We start from the raw sequence: 21,234 nt of genomic DNA, 5'->3' as shown, positions 1-21,234 counted from the left end.
TCATTTGGGAGAACAGCTGATGACGACGACCGTGCGCCCGCTCGAACCATCCGACCGCGCTGCTTGGCAACCCCTGTGGGAGGCGTATCAGCGCTTCTACGAAGTGGTCATCCCGCCCGAAACCACTGATCTCACCTGGGGCCGCTTCCACGAGCCCAGCGAACCGATGCATGCGCTCGGCGCCTTCGATGGAGACGGCCGCCTTGTCGGCATCGTCCATGCCATCTTTCACCGCTCCTGCTGGCTGCCGCAATGGACCTGCTACCTGCAGGATCTCTATGTCGAAAACAGCCAGCGCGGGCTCGGCACTGGCGCCGCGCTGATCGACGCCATCGCCGATTTTGCCCGTCAAAACGGCGCAGGCAGGCTTTATTGGATGACGCATGAAACGAATGCAACGGCGCGGCGGCTCTATGACCGGATCGCCGAGCGCTCAGGCTTCATCCAGTACCGCAAGGCACTCTGAAGATCGGGGGTTGCAGAAAGACCTCGCCGCGCTATTGATTCCTGGCGACGCAAGAGGAGGAGGATGTCATGACCGAAGAATTGGTATTCTACACGAACCCGATGTCACGCGGCCGCATCGCGCGCTGGATGTTGGAGGAAATCGGTCAGCCCTATCGCACCGAACTCCTGACCTTCGGCGACGGCATGAAGGCGCCGGAATATCTGCGGCTCAACCCGATGGGCAAGGTGCCGGCGATCCGCCATGGCGACACCGTGGTCACCGAATGCGCGGCGATCTGCGCCTACCTCGCCGAGACCTTCCCGGAAAAGGGGCTGGCCCCCGAACCGGAAGAGCGCGCCGCCTATTACCGCTGGATGTTCTTTGCCGCCGGCCCGTTGGAATCGGCGGTGACGATGAAGGCACTCGGCTTCGAAATTCCGGCAGAGCGCCTGCGCATGGCCGGCTGCGGCAGTTTCGGCGACGTCATGAACACGCTTGAAAAGGCTGTGTCCGGCTCGACCTACCTCGCCGGCGAACGCTTCACTGCCGCCGACGTCTATGTCGGTTCCCATATCGGCTGGGGGCTCGCGTTCGGCAGCATCGAGAAACGCCAGGCCTTCATCGATTATTTCGGCCGCATCAGCGAGCGTCCGGCCGGCAAGCGCGCCAAAGCCCTGGACGACGAGGCCGGCGAGAGGATGCAGGCCGCCTGAGCGTTTGATAACGACATGCGTAAAACAAAGAGCTATGGAGGACGCGGCAGCTCAGCCGCGTCCCCGGACGATGTCAGACAAGCGGCATGTGGATTTCCGTCAGAAGCTCGGTTGGCGGCACATCGCGCGGGTTGTTGAGGTATTCCTCGAACATGACGCTGTCCTTCAACTGCCGCCCGGATTTCGGCAGCCACTCCGCATAAAGCCACTGGTAGGCCTTGTGCATGTCGGCATAGGGACCTTTATGGCGCAGCACGGCGTAGTCGCCGCCGTCGATCGTACGCCTCTCGAACGGCGCTTCGGCCGGCCCCGCGGAAACGCCGGTGACGCAGGCGATCGAGCGCAGCTTTTCGGCCGGCACGATATCGGGATCGTCGAGATAAACGCCGATCATCCGCATGTCGGGTCTGGCGAGACCGCGTGCGTAAAGCGTGCCGAACAATGTTTCGAAGGCCTTGCCGATCTCCATATAGGAGCCGGCATGGGCGACACCGATCAGCTCCGTCGGTGCGATCTCACGTATGGTAACGTCGAACATGGCTTTGGTCTTTCCGTAAGGTGAGGGTTGAAAGGCTGTGTGGCTTCCCTCTTTCCGGTAGCGTGCCGGCGGCATGCCGTAGACCGACTTGAAAATGCGGTTGAAGGATTGGAGATTGGGATAGCCTGATCGCTTCGCAATCTCACGGACGGCAAGCTCCGTGCGGACAATCTCGCCCGCCGCGCGATGCAGCCGGAGCCGCTTGACGGTGGCCGCCAGCGTCTCGCCGTAAATCGCCCGATAGATCCTGTGCCAGTGATAGCTCGACATACAGGCAATTTCGGCCAGGCGTCCCATATCCAACTCCTCGTCGAGGTGGTCGTGAATATAAGCCGAAACCCGTCTCAGACGGGTTTCATAGAGCGCCCATGCTGCATCGCCATTCATGTCAAAGCCCTTATGCAAATCGATCGGCTGCAGAGAACCATATCCCGATTTGACAAATCCTGCTGACTTGCCGGCTCCGGAACGCCAACGCTGCGCCATCGACCCGCTAAGCGACAGAGGAAAACGTCGCCATATGCCGCTACGCCGATTTCCCCTCCCTCATTCCTGTGCTCGTCACGGGAATCCAGCCACGGCGCGTCCGCGCCGTGAATGAATCAAAACCTAAAGAAAAGGGTCTTTGGCGCCCAAGGACTTGGGCGCACTGGATTCCTGTGACGAGCACACGAATGAGGAGGGCTGGAGGGGCGGCGAATAAAGAACAAATCTATCAGAATGGCGGAAGCCAAGCTTCCGCCTTTTCGAAACTTAGGAATGAACCCGCAGCTCACCCGGCGAGTGCCAGGGCCACCGCTTCGATCGCCTCGTCTGCCTTCGAGCCGTCCGGACCGCCGGCCTGGGCCATGTCGGGACGGCCGCCGCCGCCCTTGCCGCCGAGGGCGGCAGAGGCGATGCGGACGAGGTCAACGGCGCTGTAGCGCTCGACGAGATCCGGCGTCACCGCCACGACAGCGCTTGCCTTGCCGTCGTCGGACACGCCGATCAGGGTGACGACGCCGGAGCCGATGCTGGTCTTGCCGTCATCGGCAAGTCCCTTCAGATCCTTGGGATCGACGCCTGAAATCGATTTGCCGAGAAACTTGACGCCGGCGACTTCGCGCACGGCATCGACCGAGCCGCCCTGCCCGCCGCCCATGGCGAGCTTACGCTTGGCATCGGCCAGCTCCTTCTCCAGCTTGCGGCGCTCGTCCATCAGCGCCTCGACGCGCGACAGAACTTCCGAAGGCTGAACCTTCAGCGAGGCAGCGAGCGTCTTCACGCGATCATCCTGCTCGGCGAGATATTCGCGCGCCGATTCACCGGTCACCGCTTCGATGCGGCGAACGCCGGCGCCGACGGCGCTTTCGCCGAGAACGCGGATTAGGCCGATCTGACCGGTGGCCGACACATGCGTGCCACCGCAGAGCTCGACCGAGTATGGCTTGTTGCTCTTTGCGCCATGAAGGCCTGTGCCCATCGAGACGACCCGCACTTCATCGCCGTACTTCTCGCCGAAGAGTGCCATGGCGCCTTCCTCGATGGCGTCGTCGACGCTCATCAGCCGGGTCGTGACATGAGAATTCTGCAGCACGATCTCGTTGGCCATATCCTCGACGATCTTCAGCTCCTCGGCCGACATCGGCTTCGGATGCGACACGTCGAAACGCAGGCGCTCGGGCGCGACCAGCGAACCCTTCTGGGCAACATGGGTGCCAAGCACCTCGCGCAGCGCCTCGTGCAGCAGGTGTGTTGCCGAGTGGTTGGCGCGCAGGCGCGAACGGCGGGCGTGATCGACGGTCAGAACAACCGCATCGCTGATCTTGAATGCGCCTTCGACAACGACGCCGGAGTGCACGAAGAGACCTTCGCCCTTCTTCTGCGTGTCCGAGACCTCTATTCTGCCGTGGTCGGACGAGATGACGCCGGTATCGCCCATCTGACCGCCGGATTCGCCATAGAACGGCGTCTGGTTCACGACGATCTGCACCTTGTCGCCGGCCCTGGCTTCGTCAGCAGCAGCCCCGTCTTTGACGATCGCCTGCACCACGCCTTCGGCGGTTTCGGTGTCGTAACCCAGGAATTCGGTTGCACCGTTCTTTTCCCTAAGCTCGAACCAGATGGTTTCGGTTGCCTTCTCGCCGGAACCGGCCCAATGCGAGCGGGCTTCGGCCTTCTGGCGCTGCATGGCATCGGTGAAGCCGGAGATGTCGACGCCGATCTCGCGGGCACGCAGCGCATCCTGCGTCAGGTCGAGCGGGAAGCCGTAGGTGTCGTAAAGCTTGAAGGCGGTCTCGCCGTCCAGCATGTCGCCCTTGCCGAGATCCGTGGTCGCATCCGACAGCAGCGACAGGCCACGCTCCAGCGTCTTGCGGAAGCGGCCTTCCTCGAGTTTCAGCGTCTCCGAAATCAACGCTTCAGCGCGCACGAGTTCCGGATAGGCGCGGCCCATCTCCTGCACCAGCGTCGGCAGCAGCTTATACATCAGCGGCTCCTTGGCGCCGAGAAGCTGAGCATGCCGCATGGCGCGACGCATGATACGGCGCAGCACATAGCCGCGGCCTTCATTCGACGGCAGCACGCCGTCGGCGATCAGGAAGGCCGAGGAGCGCAGATGGTCAGCGATGACCCGGTGACTGGCGCTACCCTCCGCCTTAACGCCCATCGTCTCCTCGATAGTACCGATCAGCGTGCGGAACAGGTCCGTGTCGAAGACGCTCTGGACGCCCTGCAGGATGCAGGCCATGCGCTCCAGACCCATGCCGGTATCGATCGACGGACGCGGCAGCGGGTTGCGCACGCCGGGTTCGATCTGCTCGAACTGCATGAAGACGAGGTTCCAGAATTCCAGGAACCGGTCGCCATCCTCTTCAGGCGAACCCGGAGGGCCGCCCCAGACGTTCTCGCCCTGGTCGATGAAGATTTCAGAGCATGGGCCGCAGGGGCCAGTATCGCCCATCTGCCAGAAATTGTCGGAGGTCGGGATGCGGATGATCTTGTCGTCGGACAAGCCGGCGATCTTCTTCCACAGCGTCGCGGCTTCTTCGTCTTCGGAATAGACGGTGACCAGCAGGCGATGTTTCGGCAGATCGAAACCTTCGGTGACGAGCTTCCAGGCAAGCTCGATCGCATTCTCCTTGAAATAGTCGCCAAACGAAAAGTTGCCGAGCATTTCGAAGAAAGTCAGGTGGCGGGCGGTATAGCCGACATTGTCGAGGTCGTTGTGCTTGCCGCCGGCGCGCACGCATTTCTGCGAGGTCGTCGCCGTGGAATAAGGGCGTTTCTCCAGACCGGTGAAGACATTCTTGAACTGCACCATGCCGGCATTGGTAAACATCAGCGTCGGGTCGTTGCGCGGCACGAGCGGGCTCGACGAGACGATCTCATGACCGTTCTTCTTGAAATAGTCGAGGAATGTCGACCGGATATCGTTCACACCGCTCATGCTATGCCCTTCAATGCTGCCGGAGGCAGGTAAATCTAAATCCATCGGCTTTTAACGTTCGCCTCCGCCACTGTCCAGCAGGCAAACAAAACCGGCCGCATTCTCATCAGGAATGCGGCCGGTTGGATTTGTCCGATGCGCTCAAGCGCGAAAATCACATTTCCGCGGCAGCGTCACCGTCATCAGGGTCCGGTCCGCCGTTCTGCAGGAAGCGGTCGGCGATCAGGCCGGCATTCTGGCGCAGCGACAGTTCAATCTCGCGGGCAAGATCCGGATTGTCGCGCAGGAAGGTCTTGGCGTTCTCGCGGCCTTGGCCGAGACGCTGGCTGTTATAGGAGAACCAGGCACCGGATTTCTCGACGATTCCGGCCTTGACGCCGAGATCGACCAGTTCGCCGGTCTTCGATACGCCCTCGCCATACATGATGTCGAATTCGACCTGCTTGAAGGGCGGCGCCATCTTGTTCTTGACGACCTTGACGCGGGTCTGGTTGCCGATCACCTCTTCGCGCTCCTTGACCGCGCCGATGCGGCGGATGTCGAGGCGTACGGAGGCGTAGAACTTCAGCGCATTGCCGCCGGTCGTCGTCTCGGGCGAACCGAACATGACGCCGATCTTCATGCGGATCTGGTTGATGAAGATCACCATGGTGTTCGACTTGGAGATCGAAGCCGTGAGCTTGCGCAGCGCCTGGCTCATCAAGCGGGCCTGCAAGCCGGGAAGGCTGTCGCCCATCTCGCCTTCGATTTCGGCGCGCGGCGTCAGTGCGGCGACCGAGTCGACGACGAGAACGTCGACGGCGCCAGAGCGCACCAGCGTATCGGTGATTTCGAGCGCCTGCTCGCCGGTATCGGGCTGCGAGATCAAAAGGTTCTGCAGATCGACGCCAAGCTTGCGGGCATAGACGGGATCGAGCGCATGTTCGGCATCGACGAAGGCGCAAATGCCGCCCTTCTTCTGCGCTTCGGCAATGGTCTGCAGCGCAAGCGTCGTCTTACCCGAGCTTTCCGGCCCGTAAATTTCGATGATACGGCCCCTCGGCAGACCACCGACACCAAGTGCGATATCGAGGCCAAGCGAGCCGGTCGAGATCGTCTCGATCTCGACAACATTCTCGTTGGAGCCGAGTTTCATGATCGAGCCCTTGCCGAACGACCGCTCTATCTGTGAGAGTGCCGCTTCAAGCGCTTTGCTTTTGTCCACCGATTTGTCCTCTACCAGCCGCAATGAATTCTGAGACATCCGATCCACCTTTAGGTTATTGAAGCCGCCCAAGCAATGTCGAGTTTGTACCCCATTTGTTCTATTCCCGCAATAGGCGATCAAACGATTGAAAGAAAAAGGTAAAACAGCCTGTGTTCTATATTTGTTTTATCGATGCAAAGCAACGGCTTAGGCCATATGCACCCGCTTTGCCGCGGCCGCTAGCACCACCTCGATTCGCGCCTCGGGCATCGGAAGGCGGTTGAAATGAAGAAAAAGATTCTTGTTCTCGGCGGCGCCCATATCGACAGGCGCGGCCGGATATCCGGCGAAACGGCGCCGGGCGCCAGCAATCCCGGCACGTGGTTCGAGGAGCCGGGCGGCGGCGGTTTCAATGCGGCGCGCAATCTGGCAAGGCTCGGTTTTCAGGTGACGATGATTTCGCCTCGCGGCGGCGATCCCATCGGCGAGATGGTCGGCGAAGCCGCCGATTTCGCCGGCATCGACGACCGGCCTTTCGTGTTCCTCGACCGCAAGACCCCGAGCTATACGGCGATCATCGAGAAGGACGGCAATCTGGTGGTCGCCCTTGCCGACATGGATCTCTACCGATTCTTCGTGCCGCGGCGTCTCTCCATCCGCTGGGTGCGCGAAGCCTTCGCCGCCCATCATCTCATTCTTTTCGACGCCAACCTGCCGGAGGAGACGATCACGGCGATCGTTGCCAAGGCGCATTCCCTGGCAAAACCGGTCGCGGCGATTGCCATCTCGCCTGCCAAGGTCGTCAGGCTGAAACCCTGCCTTGGGGATATCGACTATCTGTTCCTGAATGAGGCCGAGGCTTCCGCCCTTGCCGGGCAACAGCCGGAAGACGCTGCCGGCTGGCCGCCGCTTCTGTACGGGATCGGCATCCGAAACGCGGTCGTCACCCGCGGCCGCCGCGAGCTCGTCGCACTTTGCGACGGCCGCGCCGTGACGCTGCAGCCGCCGGTCGCCGATACTGTCGCCGATGTCACCGGTGCCGGCGATTCGCTTGCGGCCGGCACGCTCGCCGCCTTGATATCAGGCCTGCCGCTCGAGGAGGCCGTTCGCCACGGCACAGCGGCCGCCACGCTGACCGTACAGTCGCGGCATGCCGTCGACGAAAATCTGACACCGGATCTCTTGAATGCGGCGCTTGCCCTTGTTCCCGAGGTCAGAATTCTGCATTGAAGCCGCTATATTAGATAGTCGAGCATGAGGTGCGAAAACCGCTGACACGTTTCGGCATCATGCTCATCGACGACAGGACCAGATCATGACCAAGCCCATTTCACCCCTTCTGCCGATCGCCTATTCGAAAGAGGTCGCCAGCGCCAAGCAGCGCGGCGCGCCGCTGGTGGCGCTGGAATCGACCATCATCACCCATGGCATGCCCTATCCCGGCAACATCGAGATGGCCCGCAGCGTCGAGACGATCATTCGCGAACAGGGTGCGGTGCCGGCAACGATCGCCGTCATTCACGGCACGCTGCATATCGGTCTTGAAGCCAGCGAGCTGGAGCAGCTCGCCAAGGCGACCGAGGTGATGAAGGTGTCGCGCGCCGATCTCGCCTTCGCGATCGCCGAGCGCCGCACCGGCGCCACCACGGTCGCCGCGACGATGATTGCGGCGGCGCGTGCCGGCATCCGCGTCTTTGCCACCGGCGGCATCGGCGGCGTGCACCGCGGCGCCGAGGAAAGCTTCGATATCTCAGCCGATCTCGAGGAACTGGCGCGCACCGGCGTCATCGTCGTCTGCGCCGGCGCCAAGGCGATCCTCGACATTCCGAAGACGCTCGAAGTGCTGGAAACCCGCGGCGTGCCGGTCGTCACTTACGAGAGCGAAGAATTTCCCGCCTTCTGGTCGCGCTCCTCGGGCATACCAAGCCCGCTGTCGCTGAACAGCCCGGCCGCCATTGCCAATTTCCAGACGGTGCGCGACCAGCTCGGCATCGACGGCGGCATGCTCATCGCCAACCCGGTGCCCGAGGCCGACGAGATCGCCCGCGAAGAGATGGAAATCTATATCGAGCGGGCGCTTGATAGCGCCGCGCGCGACGAGATCACCGGCAAGGCGGTGACGCCCTATCTGCTCTCGACCATCTTCGACCTGACGGATGGCCAGAGCCTGAAGACGAATATTGCGCTGGTCGAGAACAATGCGCGGCTGGCGGCGGAGATTGCGGTGGCATTAGGTGAGTAAGGGATAATGGGAGGGCAAGAATGCCCCGGCAGATAGGGCGTCCCGTGCAAGCCCCCCTCCGCCCTGCCGGGCATCTCCCCCACAGGTGGGGAGATGGGCTGGGCGCACCGGTTTTCCTCAACAATCAGCGTTGCAATCCGGCGAAACGGTAGCGAGGCGGGAGGAGCACGCCTCTTGTCGATCTCCCCACCTGTGGGGGAGATGCCCGGCAGGGCAGAGGGGGTACCACACGGCACAACCTCTCTGACGGCGCCCTCACCCGTCCAACGTCTCCTTCACCACCACAGCCAGTTGCTTCAGCGAAAACGGCTTCGGCAAAAATCCGAATTTGGCTTCCGGCGGCAGGTTGCGGGCGAAGGCATCTTCTGCATAGCCCGAGACGAAGATGAATTTCATGTCGGGATAGGACTTGCGCAGCTCGCGCAGCAGTGTCGGGCCGTCCATTTCGGGCATGACCACGTCGGAAACGACAATGTCGACCTTGCCGTCGAGCTCTTCCATGATGCTGAGCGCCTCGACGCCCGAGCCCGCCTCGTGCACGGTGTAGCCGCGCGTTTCCAGCATGCGCTTGCCGCCACGGCGTACCGCCTCTTCGTCTTCGACGAGAAGAATGACCGCCGATCCCGTCAGGTCCTCCGGCTGCTGCGCCGCTGGCGCCTCCGGCTGCATGCCGATTTCAGCGACGGCGGCGTCGATCGCGCCGGCTTCGGCGGCAACCGCCGGTTCCGGGATGTGGCGCGGCAGGAAGACCCGGAATGTGGTGCCCTTGCCGACTTCGGATTCCGGCTGGATGTAGCCGCCCGATTGCTTGACGATGCCGTAGACCATGGCGAGGCCGAGCCCGGTGCCCTTGCCGACATCCTTGGTGGTGAAGAACGGCTCGAAGATCTTGTCCATGATTTCGGGCGCGATGCCGGTGCCGTTATCGGCAACCTCGATCAGCACCATGTCCTCGGCCGGCATGTAGGAATAGTTGAAGGCGGAGACCTCTGAAGCTGTCAGGTTTCGGGTGCGCAGCGTCAGCGTGCCGCCCTCGGGCATGGCATCGCGCGCATTGACGCAGAGATTGATCAGCACCTGTTCGAATTGCGAAAGATCGGTTTTGACGGGCCAGAGGTCGCGGCCATATTGCACGTCGAGCTTGACGTTGGTGCCGGAAAGCAGCCGGTCGACCAGCATGCGCAGGTCGCCGACGACATCCGTCAGGTTCAGCACCGAGGGCCGCATCGTCTGCTTGCGCGAGAAGGCGAGCAGCTGGCGCACCAGCACCGCGGCGCGGTTGGCATTGCGCTTGATTTCCATCAGGTCGGCAAAGCTCGCATCGGCCGGCCGCGCCTGCAGCAGCAGATGGTCCGAGGAAAGCAGGATCGCCGTCAGCACATTGTTGAAATCATGCGCGATGCCGCCGGCAAGCGTGCCGACAGCATTCATCTTCTGCGTCTGCGCCATCTGCGCTTCCAGTGCCTTCTGCTCGGTCACTTCGACGGCGTAAACAATTGCCGCCTCCTCGGGCGCCTCGTCGCTCTGATCGATGACGGCGTTGACATAGAAACGGAAATAGCGCGCCTCGTCGGTCGGCGTGCGGGTATCGAGCGGCGCGATGTCGCCTTGCCGGTCCTTGGCCGCCGCCAGCGCCTCGGCGAGCTGCGGCCGGTCGCTTTCCTGCACGATGGTTTCGAGATGCGGCGCCTTTTCGAGATCGTCGCGCGAGACGACGCCGGAGAACAGCTTGAGGAACGGCGCGTTCGTCCGCAGGATGCGCCCATCGCCGTCCACCGAGGCGATCGCCATCGGGGTGTTGTTAAAGAAGCGGGTGAAGCGCATGGCGGCGGCAGAAGCGGACTGACCGCCGGCATCGCTCTTTTCACGCCCCAGCACGATCGTCCGGCTTTCGCCGGGTGCGCCGTCGCGCATCGACGTGACGCTGTGGATGATCTGCACCGGCAGGCTCTGGCCGTTGGTCTTGCGCAGGTCGAGATCGAGCGTCACGGTCTTTTTCAGGCCGGGTTCTGCCTGCACCGACTGGATCAGCGCTAGCCCCTCGCCCGCCACCACGTCGCCGATCGTCATCGAGCCCGGCACGAATTTGGTGAGGTCGAGCCCCAGCCACTCGGCGAGCGTCGCATTGAGATAGAAGATCTCGCCCTTCCTGCCGGCGGAAAAGAATCCGGCCGGCGCATGGTCGAGATAGTCGATCGCGTTCTGCAACTCCTTGAAGAAGCGCTCCTGATCGTCGCGCTCGGTGGTGATATCGGTGATCTGCCAGATCTGCAGCGGCTTGCCGCCGTTCTCTTCCTGAGGCAGTAGCCGCGCTTTCAGCCGGTACCAATGGGCGCCGGAGCTGTTGCTGCCGGGGCCGACAGCGCGCAGCAGGCGGAATTCCTCCCGGCCTTCCTTGCCCTCACGCAGTCCGTTGACCAGCCTGTAGAGCGCCTCGTTCGATTCGCGGTGGCGCGACAGCAGGCTTTCCAGCGTCTGCACCTCCGTCGCCTTGCGCGCGCCGGTCAGCGCGCCATAAGCGGCATTGGCATAGATGATCCGGCCCTTTTCGTCGGTGATCAGCGTGCCGTCCGGGTGACTGTTGAGGAAGGCGCGCGCCAGGCTGTCGGACTGGCGCTGCGGCATCACCTCGATGAAGCCAATGACCGAGGATACCAGGAAGAAGATGCCGACCATGGCGAGCACGCCGAGACCGCCGAGCACGACCTCGTTATCAAGCGACCGTTTGAAGACGATGAAGCCGCCGGCGGCGGCGATCAGCACGAGAGCCAGCAGAAGAATGCGCAAGACCGTGCCAGAACGCCCCCCACGATCCACAAGCGGTGCGTTATAATCGTCGGCCTGACGCGGTTTCGTCATGTATTCCTCACATAAGCCCCATCAGCTTCGTAGCACGAACACGAAGCGGGAATCAGGCACTCTTTTCTTCTTAGCAATTTGCCGCGTCGGCAAAAACACCGGTCGCCGGCAAGACTGCTTGAATTCACAGGCAACAGCGCCATCTGCCCCTGAACCCTGATACGGCCGCCCGTGCGCAAGATCGCCCCGCACCCAGGCAGCGGAACACGAAATCGCGTTCTCCCGTGACTGGACAGCACCGGCAGCCCTTGCCTAAGGAACGGAAAAGTCGTCAATATGTGCCAAATATGAAATGGAGTAAGTGATTATGTTGGATGATGTTGTCGGAGCGTATGGCAGCCGTTTTCTGCTTGCAGCCGGTGGCGTCGGCCTAGCGCTTCTTTTGCTCATCCTGGTGCTCTGGGTGATCCGCAGACGGGCGCCCTCGCCCTTCGTGCGCGGCGGCCGCAATCGCCAGCCCCGTCTGCAGGTTCTGGATGCCGCAGCTGTCGATACCCGCCGCCGGCTGGTGCTGGTGCGCCGCGACGATGTCGAGCATCTGATCATGATCGGCGGCCCGAGCGATATCGTCATCGAAAGCCGTATCCTGCCGGCAACGGCGCAACAGCCGGAAACCGCCGACCACCCGCAACCCGTCGAGCAGCGCGCAATATCCCCGGCGCGCCCGGAAACGCCATCGCTTTCTCCGCCCCGCGCCCCAGTTGCAGCGCCGGTTGCAGTCCCCGTCGCCGCTCCTGCCGCAGCCCGCAGCGAGCCGGCCGCCGAGCCTTCCTTCTCCGCGCCGGTTTCGGCGGAGCCGCGCCCGCGCCCCGAACCGCCGGCCCAGCCGGTCGTGGCGCCGCCGGTGGCGACGAGCCCTCTTCCGGTAACGCCCGTGACACCTCCGCTGTCGGCCGAACGCGACATTCCTGCGCCTCCCGCCCCGCCTCAGCCGCGCCCGCCGGAGCGTGTCGTTGCTTCCCCGGTCGCGCAGCCCGCATCGTTCCACGATACCGCAAGTGCGGCCGAGATTCTCGATGCCGCCCGCCAGCGCGTTATGCCGCAGCAGCGCATCGAACCCGAAATTTCCGCTCCATCTTTCCAGGGCATGCCGGCCGCCGCCCGCGCAGCGCCCGGCACAACCGAGGACGATGCGGCAGCACAGCCGGCAGCAGCGATCCGCGGTGATTTCCAGCGAGTGCTGGAAGAGGAGATGGCGAACAATCTGACAGCCGAACGCATCGTCCCGGTGCCGGCAAACCAGCCCTCCCGCCAAGCCGTGCCCCAGCCGCAGCCAGGCAATCTGCCGCGCCGCGATCCCGACCTTGCCCCGATCACCGGCGCCGACACGGAACTGCAGAAGGAAGTCGCCCGCATCTTCGGTGAAATGAGCGTCAATCGCGACAAATGAAGGCGAAGACGCCCGCGTCACACCGGGTTGCCGCACTTTCTCCTTCACCGTGAAGTTGCACAAAAGCCGCAATGCCGCGGCTTTTTCAGTTTGCGAGGCCTCAGGCCTCCCTTTCACGCCGATCATTTGGTATCGATCGGGTGAAGAGCGTTGGCGCATCCGAGGTTGCACTTTGCCTAAGTAAACACCGGTCTCACTCCAGTTTCACCCGTACTGCCGCCTGGCGACGCGCTGGCGGCATGCGAACATGTTCATCGGGTGGTGGCGAGAGACCGGTTTGGCATTGTTACAATGTGCCACGGCAGCGCCGCTGTCTCAGCTCTTCAGCCACCCGCAACATCGCCACACCGCGCCCGCAAGGGTTTTCTCATGCACCATCTCGATGGACTTCCGAACGGAAGACCAAAACGATATGTGCAAGACGCTTCGAGTCCGATGGACCATAATTCCCAAGACGGCGCCCCAGCCCTGGATTGCATGCGGCGGATGCGGGGGCCTGAGAGCCTTCCAATCCAGCGGCAAAATCCGGCTCAACGCCAACGGCCGCAAGCTGGACGCCTGGCTCATCTATAAATGCCTGACCTGTGAAAGAACGTAGAACCGGCCGATCCTCGAGCGCCGCAATGTCCGCGACATCGATCCTGCCGTCCTTGAGGCGCTGCAGTCCAACGATCCCCGCTGGATCCGGACCGAAACCTTCAATCTCGACGCTCTCCGGCACAAATCGCTGCGTGTGGATGAGTTTGCCGAAGTTGAAATCGCCAAGGAGATACAGCACGAAACGGCGAATTGGACAAAATTGGCAATCGAACTGACGGTCCCCGTTCCAACGAGCACCCGCCTCGACCGCCTGCTGGCGTCCGAGCTGAAACTTTCACGCTCGAAGCTGCAGGCTCTTCACGCTGAAGGCATGGTTCGGACAGAGCCTGAGAAAGCGGACATCCTCCGACGACGAATCAGGAACAGCACTGTTGTCACGATCGACCTCTCGATGGAGACCGAACGAGAGCGATCATGGAAACCGCTGGCGACAGGCAATTAGACGGTGGAGCAGTGATCAGCAGACAAGCGCCGTGATCCGATCACGGCGCTTGTCTGCTCTCATCTCTGCATGAAAACCATTATTCGTCGCGATAGACTTTTTCGCGGCGTTCGTGGCGCTCCTGCGCCTCGATCGACAGCGTTGCGATCGGGCGGGCGTCGAGACGCTTGAGGCCGATCGGTTCGCCGGTTTCCTCGCAATAGCCGTAAGTGCCGTCTTCGATGCGCTGCAGTGCCGCGTCGATCTTGGAAATCAGCTTTCTCTGCCGGTCGCGAGCGCGAAGCTCGATCGCCCGGTCGGTTTCCGACGACGCCCGGTCGGCGAGGTCGGGATGGTTTGCGCTTTCCTCGGCCAGATGGTCGAGGGTTTCACGCGCTTCTCTAAGGATGTCATTCCTCCATGCAACCAGCTTGGTCCTGAAGTAGGCACGCTGGTTTACGTTCATGAACTCTTCCTCTTCCGAGGGAACGTAATTGCTAAGATCGATCTTCTCACTCAACGCGATTCTCCTGAAGAACATCTCATCTGGGCGGGTGTATATCCCAAGCGCTAGCCGCGGTTCAAGCCAAATACGACAGGTAAACAGATTTTTAAATCTGTTACAATTTTAGGCTAACGACCTATTTTGTCATGGTTATTCCGGTCGCCATTTTTTTCTTCGCCTTCAAAACGCCGTGTTGTCAGCCACGTTTTGCGCCATTGCGGCATGGCTGGCGATTGACGGCGGCCGACTGCAACCGCTACTGAAAAGACCCGCCGATCCTGGATTTGCCCATGACCGTACCGCTGCCTCCGCCGAACCGCATCTATCTCCTGCGTCATGCCGAGGCCGCCTGGGCCGAACCCGGGCAGCGCGATTTCGACCGGCCGCTCAACGAAAAGGGCTTCGGCGATGCGGAGATCATCGCCGACAAGGCCGCCGACAAGGGCTACCGTCCCGATCTTCTGATCAGTTCGACGGCGCTGCGCTGCCGCGGCACCGCCGATGCGGTTCATCGGGCAATGGGTCTCACGCTCGACATGCGTTACGTCGATGCGCTCTACAACGCCACGGTCGATAACTATCTCGAAATCGTCGATTCGCAGGATGAGGCGGCCGTCATGCTGGTTGGCCACAATCCGACCATGGAGCAGACGCTGGAGGCGCTGATCGGCCATGAGGCGATGGCCAGCGCCCTTCCCGGCGGCTTCCCGACGGCGGGCCTTGCCGTCGTCGATTACGACGCTTCAGCCGCCGGCTGGCGTCTCACCGATTTCTTGGTCGTCTGAAAGCTTTCGCGCCGCGTCTTTTTCAGGCGGCGCGCCCTTCCTATATTGCCGGCAGTCACCAACCGGAATTGCGCCTTGCCGCCACGCCTGACATCCTTTGCCGACGACGCCCGCATCGCCCTCGACAATCTCGCCGACCGGGCGAGCGACCTCGTCAATCCGACCGTGCGGCTCGGCGTTACCGGCCTATCCCGCTCCGGCAAGACGGTCTTTATTTCCTCGCTGGTGCACAATCTTCTGCATGGCGGCCGCCTGCCGCTGTTCGAGCCGGTGCAGTCGGGCCGCGTCTCGGCGGTGCGGCTGGAGCCGCAGCCCGATGATGCCGTGCCGCGCTTCCAGTACGAGGACCATATCCGTGCGCTGGTGAAGGATCGAATCTGGCCGGATTCGACCCGCGCCATCTCAGAGCTGCGCATCACCCTGGATTATCAGAGCGCCAGCGGCTGGAACCGGCTGTTTTCCCCCGGCCGCCTGTCGATCGACATCGTCGATTATCCCGGCGAGTGGCTGCTCGACCTGCCGTTGCTCGGCAAGGATTACCGCACCTTCAGCGAGGAAACGATCGCACTTGCGCAAACCGGCATCCGCTCCGAGCTGTCGCGCGGCTGGCTGGCGCTGACGCAGGCCGCCGATATAAACGCCGGCGCCGACGAAATGGTCGCTCGCGATCTCGCCACCGCCTTTGCCGATTATCTCAAGGCCTGCAAGGCCGACGAACGTTCGCTCTCCACCCTGCCGCCCGGCCGCCTGCTGCTGCCCGGCGATCTCGACGGCTCGCCGGCGCTGACTTTCGCGCCGCTGGCCTTGCCGGCGGACGCACGTCCCGGACGCAACTCGCTGTGGACGATGATGGAACGGCGTTACGAAGCCTATAAATCGGTTGTCATCAAACCCTTCTTCCGCGAGCATTTCGCCCGTATCGACCGGCAGATCGTGCTGGTCGATGCGCTGCAGGCGATGAACCGCGGCCCGGAAGCCGTGCAGGATCTGGAACGCGCGCTGACCGATGTGCTCGCCTGTTTCCGCCCCGGCACCAATTCGCTGCTGTCCTCGCTGCTCGGGCGCCGCATCGACCGCGTGCTGGTCGCCGCCACCAAAGCCGATCATCTCCATCATGAAAGCCACGACCGGCTGGATGCGCTCACCCGCCGCCTGGTGGATCGTGCCATCGACCGCATCGGCATGGCGGGTGCGGGCATCGACGTCATGGCGCTCGCCTCCGTGCGCGCCACCCGCGAGGCATCGGTCAAGCGCGACGGTCATGAACTGCCGGTCATCGTCGGCACGCCGATGGAGGGCGAAACCATCGCCGGCGAGCGTTTCGACGGCCAGAGAAAGACTGCAATCTTTCCCGGCGACCTGCCCGAGGATCCGGAAAGCCTGTTCGACCGTATCGCCTCGGGTGTAACAGGCCTGCGGCTGCCCGATGTCAATGTCGTCAGGTTCCGTCCGCCGCAGCTTGAGGAAACCGGCGGCGGCATCAAGCTGTCGGTGCCGCATATCCGCCTAGACCGCGCCATGCAGTTCCTGTTCGGAGACCGTCTCGCATGAGCAAGCCCCCGTCAGAGCCGCCACGCCGCCCGCCCGCCGTCTTCACCTACGAGGACGAGGCCACCGATCGCCATGACAATGGCCGCCGGGGAGAGCCGCGGCGCAAGCCGGAAAGCTTTTCCGAAAACATCGTCGTGACGGCGGATGAGGACGATCCTTTCCTCAATCCCGACAAGGATCTGAGCGCAGTGCCGGTGGCGACGCCGCTGAGACGCCGGACCTCCTTCGGCAAGATCGCCGCCGGCGCCTTCGGCATTCTGCTGTCGCTTGGCCTCGGCCTCTGGACCGATAGCCTGATCCGCGATCTCTTCACCCGTGCCGACTGGTTGGGTTACGCGGCGCTAGCCGTGCTCGCGGTCGGCCTCCTCGCCGTGCTTGCGCTCGTCATCCGCCAGACATTGGGAATGATGCGCCTTGCCGCCGTCCAGGCGATCAAGGCCGAAGCGGAAGCCGCCATGGTCGAAACCCGGCCGGCAAGGGCGCGCGCCGTCGTCGCCCGCCTCACCACGCTGCTTTCGGCCAATCCCGAGACATCGAAGGGCCGCGCCACGCTGAAGGCGACGGAAGGCGAGGTCATCGATCCCCCGCATCTGATAGCACTCGCCGAACGCGAATTGCTCGCGCCCCTCGACCGCAAGGCCCGCGCGCTCATCGTCAACGCCTCCAAGCGCGTCTCGATCGTCACCGCCGTCAGCCCGCGCGCCGTCGTCGACCTGCTCTATGTACTCTATGAGGCCGTGCGCCTGATCCGCGCCATGGCCGAGCTTTACGGCGGCCGCCCCGGCACGCTCGGCATGGTCCGCCTGTTGCGCGACGTGCTGGCGCATCTGGCCGTCACCGGCTCGATCGCCGTCGGCGACAGCCTCGTCCAGCAGGTGCTCGGCCATGGGCTGGCCTCCAAGCTCTCGGCCCGGCTCGGCGAAGGCGTCATCAACGGCCTGATGACCGCCCGCATTGGAATCGCGGCGATGGATCTCTGCCGCCCGCTCGCCTTCCATGCCCTGAAGCGGCCGGGAATCGGCGATTTCATCGGCGACCTCACGCCCTCCATGTCGCCGCGCGGCAACACTCCCTGAGAGACGGAGCAAATCCGCACAGTTTGCCATCCCTAACGGAATGTTGGCGAAATTACAGCAGATTCAAGGCTCTAATGGCGACAAGCTAAAATCTTGACCGCGCGAAACCCCTGTATTCCAGCGCATTTCGGCGCGATTGAAAGGAAGGATTAACCATTCCCAGGCAAAACTTGCAGCCAGTTCGTGAGTGGTGTTTGCCAAGGAAAATCCATGTATTCGCGCAAGTTTCTCATTATATGCGGTCTGGCCGCCGCGGCATTGTCTCCCGTCGCAGACGTCGCTCCGGCAGCCACTGCCGCAACCCGTGACAAGGCCTTCTTCGATTCCGTCGCCGGCTCCTGGAAGGGCCCGGGCGAAATCGTCGCCGGCAAGTACAAGGGGACGAAATTCACCTGCAATCTGATCGGCGAGCCCACGGGCGATAGCGGCGCCGGCATCAAGCTCGACGGCACCTGCCGCGTCGGCGTCTTCAAGCAGCCGATGACCGCCGTCATCTCTCAGTCGGGCTCGACCTACAAGGGCAAGTTCCTCGACGGCGCCGCCGGCAAGGGTCTCGACGTCGTCTCCGGCGCGGTCAGCGAGGATACCGTCGTCGTCGGCATCAACCGCGCCAAGCTGAACGGCGCGATGATCGCCCGCGTGCGCGACGACAAGACGATGAACGTCACCGTTTCGGTCAAGGTCGAAAGCCAGATGATCCCGGTCATCGGCCTGACGCTGACCCGTCAGGTCGACGAGATGGCCGTCGGCTCCATCCAGTAGATCAATCGCACAGCGGATTTTCCTGAAGCGGCGGGGTTCCCGCCGTTTTCCTTTTCAGGATCTTCGCCTCAGATCTGTAGCCACCAGTCGCGGCGGTTATCGGCGATTTCGATGCCGGCCACCTCGGCATCTTCAAGCCAGTCGCTGACCGCCCTGCCCTTGACGACAAGGTCCGGCGCGATATCGGCAAGCGGCATCAGCACGAAACCGCGATCGGTCATGCGCGGATGCGGCAGTTCCAGCCGCGGCGCCTCCTGGATGACATCGCCATAGGTCAGCACGTCGATATCGAGTGTGCGCGGCCCCCAGCGCTCGATACGCTCGCGTTTCATCTCCCGTTCGATCGACAGGCAGACATCGAGCAAGGCCTCCGGCTTCAGCCGGGTTTCGACGGCGGCGCAGGCGTTGAAGAAGAAGGATTGGTCGGTCTTGCCCCAGGGTGGCGTGCGGTAGAGCCGCGAGACCGCCGTAACCCGGCAATCGTCTCGTGCGTCCAGCCGCTGCAAGGCGGCGGCCATCGCCTTGACGGGATCGCCTATATTGCCGCCGAGGCCCAGTGTGGCCGATTGCAATGCAGTTTCAGGCAAAGTGTTCAACGCTCACCTGCACGAAATCGAGCACGCCGGGCACCGGCGCGTTCGGCTTGCGCACCGTGATCTTCGCCCGCCGGACCTGCGGGAATGTCTCGCAGAGCCCCTTGGCGATATCGAGCGCCAGGGCTTCGATCAGGTAGCGCCGTTTGCCGGTGACGATCCCCTCGATCACCGTGAAGGCGATGCCGTAATTGACGGTATCGTCGATCGAATCGCTTTTCAGCGCCTCGCCGGCAACGACATCGAGTTCGGCATCGACGAAGAAGCGCTGGCCGAGGAATTCCTCCTCGTCATGCACGCCGTGGCGCGCAAAGAAGGCGCAGTTCTGCAGCGTGATCGTGTAGGTGGTCATGTCGGCCGCTTCCTCTCGAATTCCTGGCGCGCATTCAGCATAGCATCGGCAATATCCAGCGCATCCCTGTTGATTGCGACATTATGCACCCGGAAAATCGCAGCCCCCTTAACCCTGAGCAAGGCGCTGGTGACGGCCGTTACCGCATCCCTGTCTGCCGCCTCGCGCCCGGTCACCGCGCCGAGGAAACGCTTGCGCGACGTGCCGGCAAGCAGCGGCAGGCCGAAGCGGGAAAGTTCGGAAAACCGCGCCATCAGCTCGAGGTTCTCCTCCGTCGTCTCCTTGGCGAAGCCGAAGCCCGGATCGAGCACGATGCGGTCGCTGCTGACGCCGGCGGCGGCCGCGATCTCAAGCGATCGTTTGAGAAAATGCACCTGGTCGGCAATCACGTCGGGAAGCTTGGCCCTGTCGCGGCCGGTATGCATGATGCAGAGCCCGGCCCCGGTCGCCGCGGCTATGCCGGCGATATCGGGCTCTCTCTGCAGCCCGAAGACGTCGTTAACGATATGGGCGCCAGCGCTGACCGCCAGCCGCGCCGTCTCGGCGCGATAGGTGTCGATCGAAATCAGCGCCTGGGTGCGCCCGCGCAGCGCCTCAATGACCGGCAGTACGCGCGCCTGCTCCTCGGAAGGGCTGACGGCAGCGGCGTTCGGTCGGGTCGATTCGCCGCCGATATCGATAATCCCGGCCCCTTCGCTCACCGCCCGAAGCGCATGTTCGACCGCAGCATCGACGGTTTCGAAGCGTCCGCCGTCGGAAAAGGAGTCCGGCGTCACGTTGATGATCGCCATGATGAGAGAACGACGGCCGAGTTCGATCTCCCGGCCATGGCCCACACGCCACAAACTGCCTTCGAACCCTGTCACCTGACTTATCCCATCGATCGCGAAAAAAGCGCCATCCGATATTGCGCTTGCGGTGGCTATGCCCCAAGCTCCGGTCGATTTCAACACGGGTTGCGTTCAGAATGCCGCTTGCAGTGCGTTATATGGTCCTTCCTACCGCCTTTTCCATTGCTCTTTCCGTCTGCAGCCCAGCGCAAGCAGAAGTGATTGCATCGAAAAGCTATTCCTATTTCGACATTCGCGGCAAAACCGCGGATGAGCTCGACCGCGAACTCAGCCGGCGCGGCCCGACGTCGAGCGGCTCCTCGGCCCGCCATCCCGGCGCCACGAAGATCCGCTTCGGCGGCGAAGCCACCTATATCCAGGATAACGGCCGCTGCCGCGTCGGCAACGTCAAGGTCACGGTCCACACCCAGATCATCCTGCCGCGCTGGAACAGCCGCAAGGGCGCCAGCAAGGAGCTGTCGATGATCTGGGACGCCCTGTCGAGCGATATCAAGCGCCACGAGGAGCGCCATGCCGAAATCGCCCGCGATCAGGCCCGCGCCATGGAACGCGCCATCCGCACCCTGCCGCAGCAGCGCAGTTGCGAGGCCATGCAGGAACTCGTCTCGGGCGAATCAGCTCGCGGTATAGAGGAGCACGATCGGCAGCAGGCGCGATTCGACCGGGTCGAGGCGGTCAATTTCCAGAAGCGCATGCTGAGGTTGCTGAACAATCGAATCAACGGCCGAGCCGGCGCAAAATAAGGCTTTTTCAGTCTGGTTGCGAGCGGAAAACCTTAGCTGCACAACGAAACCTGTGCGAAACTTGCCGCCTCCCCAGTGATTGAATGGTCATTTTTCATCCTGGCAGACTCAACCGGAACGCGTTAATATGAACACATTCGAAAGTGCAGCTACGGCATCTGCCCTTTCATCGCTGGGTTCTCCTGGCGCGTT

The 21,234-nt window shown here is 62.7% G+C and carries 18 protein-coding genes and 1 pseudogene; 11 read left to right on the top strand and 8 right to left on the bottom strand.

Annotated features, from left to right (window positions below):
• The first annotated feature begins 19 nt into the window (after nt 1–19).
• On the top strand, nt 20–466 hold the full coding sequence (locus ATY75_RS17825; RefSeq protein ID WP_064838642.1) for a GNAT family N-acetyltransferase: 447 nt from the start codon (nt 20–22) through the stop codon (nt 464–466).
• A 68-nt stretch (nt 467–534) separates the two neighbouring features.
• The gene (locus ATY75_RS17820) at nt 535–1,161 is read left to right on the top strand and encodes a glutathione S-transferase family protein (protein WP_088938600.1); all 627 of its coding nucleotides are present in this window, start codon (nt 535–537) and stop codon (nt 1,159–1,161) included.
• Between the two features lie 73 nt (nt 1,162–1,234).
• On the opposite strand, the gene ATY75_RS17815 is transcribed toward ATY75_RS17820, so the two are convergent.
• The 3 genes from ATY75_RS17815 to recA form a co-directional block, all read right to left on the bottom strand.
• The gene (locus tag ATY75_RS17815) at nt 1,235–2,086 is read right to left on the bottom strand and encodes an AraC family transcriptional regulator (protein WP_088938723.1); all 852 of its coding nucleotides are present in this window, start codon (nt 2,084–2,086) and stop codon (nt 1,235–1,237) included.
• Between the two features lie 385 nt (nt 2,087–2,471).
• Nucleotides 2,472–5,126: an alanine--tRNA ligase gene (alaS, locus tag ATY75_RS17805; RefSeq protein WP_088938599.1), complete on the bottom strand. Its 2,655-nt coding sequence runs from the start codon at nt 5,124–5,126 to the stop codon at nt 2,472–2,474.
• 154 nt (nt 5,127–5,280) lie between these two features.
• Nucleotides 5,281–6,369 (bottom strand): recombinase RecA, encoded by a 1,089-nt coding sequence (gene recA / locus ATY75_RS17800; RefSeq protein ID WP_003586201.1) that lies wholly within the window; start codon nt 6,367–6,369, stop codon nt 5,281–5,283.
• A gap of 228 nt (nt 6,370–6,597) precedes the next feature.
• Between recA and ATY75_RS17795 the strand changes: the two genes are divergently transcribed.
• On the top strand, nt 6,598–7,542 hold the full coding sequence (locus ATY75_RS17795) for a carbohydrate kinase family protein (protein ID WP_088938598.1): 945 nt from the start codon (nt 6,598–6,600) through the stop codon (nt 7,540–7,542).
• 85 nt (nt 7,543–7,627) lie between these two features.
• Entirely contained in the window at nt 7,628–8,554 is a 927-nt protein-coding gene (locus ATY75_RS17790) for a pseudouridine-5'-phosphate glycosidase (RefSeq protein ID WP_088938597.1), read from the top strand.
• A 255-nt stretch (nt 8,555–8,809) separates the two neighbouring features.
• Here the strand turns inward: ATY75_RS17790 and ATY75_RS17785 are convergent, their stop codons facing one another.
• Complete coding sequence (locus tag ATY75_RS17785; RefSeq protein WP_064838649.1) at nt 8,810–11,413, bottom strand: PAS domain-containing sensor histidine kinase; 2,604 nt, start codon at nt 11,411–11,413, stop codon at nt 8,810–8,812.
• A 307-nt stretch (nt 11,414–11,720) separates the two neighbouring features.
• On the opposite strand from ATY75_RS17785, the gene ATY75_RS17780 reads away from it, so the two are divergent.
• Both ATY75_RS17780 and ATY75_RS17775 read left to right on the top strand, forming a co-directional pair.
• Nucleotides 11,721–12,803, top strand: a complete 1,083-nt coding sequence (locus ATY75_RS17780) for a flagellar biosynthetic protein FliO (RefSeq protein ID WP_088938596.1) — start codon at nt 11,721–11,723, stop codon at nt 12,801–12,803.
• A gap of 412 nt (nt 12,804–13,215) precedes the next feature.
• Nucleotides 13,216–13,845, top strand: a pseudogene (locus ATY75_RS17775) (DUF1062 domain-containing protein).
• A 79-nt stretch (nt 13,846–13,924) separates the two neighbouring features.
• Here the strand turns inward: ATY75_RS17775 and dksA are convergent.
• Nucleotides 13,925–14,344 carry an RNA polymerase-binding protein DksA gene (dksA, locus tag ATY75_RS17770; protein WP_003569003.1) on the bottom strand — a complete coding sequence of 140 codons (420 nt, stop codon included), beginning with the start codon at nt 14,342–14,344 and terminating at the stop codon, nt 13,925–13,927.
• A 275-nt stretch (nt 14,345–14,619) separates the two neighbouring features.
• On the opposite strand from dksA, the gene ATY75_RS17765 reads away from it, so the two are divergent.
• The 4 genes from ATY75_RS17765 (at nt 14,620) to ATY75_RS17750 (ending at nt 18,503) form a co-directional block, all read left to right on the top strand.
• The gene (locus ATY75_RS17765; protein ID WP_088938595.1) at nt 14,620–15,114 is read left to right on the top strand and encodes a histidine phosphatase family protein; all 495 of its coding nucleotides are present in this window, start codon (nt 14,620–14,622) and stop codon (nt 15,112–15,114) included.
• 75 nt (nt 15,115–15,189) lie between these two features.
• Nucleotides 15,190–16,665 (top strand): YcjX family protein, encoded by a 1,476-nt coding sequence (locus tag ATY75_RS17760; protein WP_088938594.1) that lies wholly within the window; start codon nt 15,190–15,192, stop codon nt 16,663–16,665.
• Entirely contained in the window at nt 16,662–17,741 is a 1,080-nt protein-coding gene (locus ATY75_RS17755; RefSeq protein WP_088938593.1) for a TIGR01620 family protein, read from the top strand. Before ATY75_RS17760 ends, ATY75_RS17755 begins: the two co-directional genes overlap by 4 nt.
• A gap of 210 nt (nt 17,742–17,951) precedes the next feature.
• Nucleotides 17,952–18,503, top strand: coding sequence for a hypothetical protein (locus ATY75_RS17750; protein ID WP_003579600.1), 552 nt, complete (start codon nt 17,952–17,954; stop codon nt 18,501–18,503).
• Between the two features lie 68 nt (nt 18,504–18,571).
• Here the strand turns inward: ATY75_RS17750 and folK are convergent, their stop codons facing one another.
• The 3 genes from folK to folP are packed head-to-tail and all read right to left on the bottom strand — an operon-like array spanning nt 18,572 to nt 20,314.
• Complete coding sequence (gene folK, locus ATY75_RS17745) at nt 18,572–19,090, bottom strand: 2-amino-4-hydroxy-6-hydroxymethyldihydropteridine diphosphokinase (protein WP_190241382.1); 519 nt, start codon at nt 19,088–19,090, stop codon at nt 18,572–18,574.
• Complete coding sequence (folB, locus tag ATY75_RS17740; RefSeq protein WP_003586182.1) at nt 19,083–19,448, bottom strand: dihydroneopterin aldolase; 366 nt, start codon at nt 19,446–19,448, stop codon at nt 19,083–19,085. The genes folK and folB overlap by 8 nt, the downstream gene beginning before the upstream one ends.
• Nucleotides 19,445–20,314, bottom strand: coding sequence for a dihydropteroate synthase (gene folP, locus ATY75_RS17735; protein WP_088938591.1), 870 nt, complete (start codon nt 20,312–20,314; stop codon nt 19,445–19,447). Before folP ends, folB begins: the two co-directional genes overlap by 4 nt.
• A 101-nt stretch (nt 20,315–20,415) precedes the next feature.
• Between folP and ATY75_RS17730 the strand changes: the two genes are divergently transcribed.
• Entirely contained in the window at nt 20,416–21,042 is a 627-nt protein-coding gene (locus ATY75_RS17730; RefSeq protein ID WP_088938590.1) for a DUF922 domain-containing protein, read from the top strand.
• Nucleotides 21,043–21,234: the final 192 nt, after the last annotated feature.

The sequence above is a fragment of the Rhizobium sp. N122 genome, assembly GCF_002211295.1.
Taxonomy (GTDB): domain Bacteria; phylum Pseudomonadota; class Alphaproteobacteria; order Rhizobiales; family Rhizobiaceae; genus Rhizobium.
This window is presented reverse-complemented; position numbering and strand designations above follow the sequence as displayed.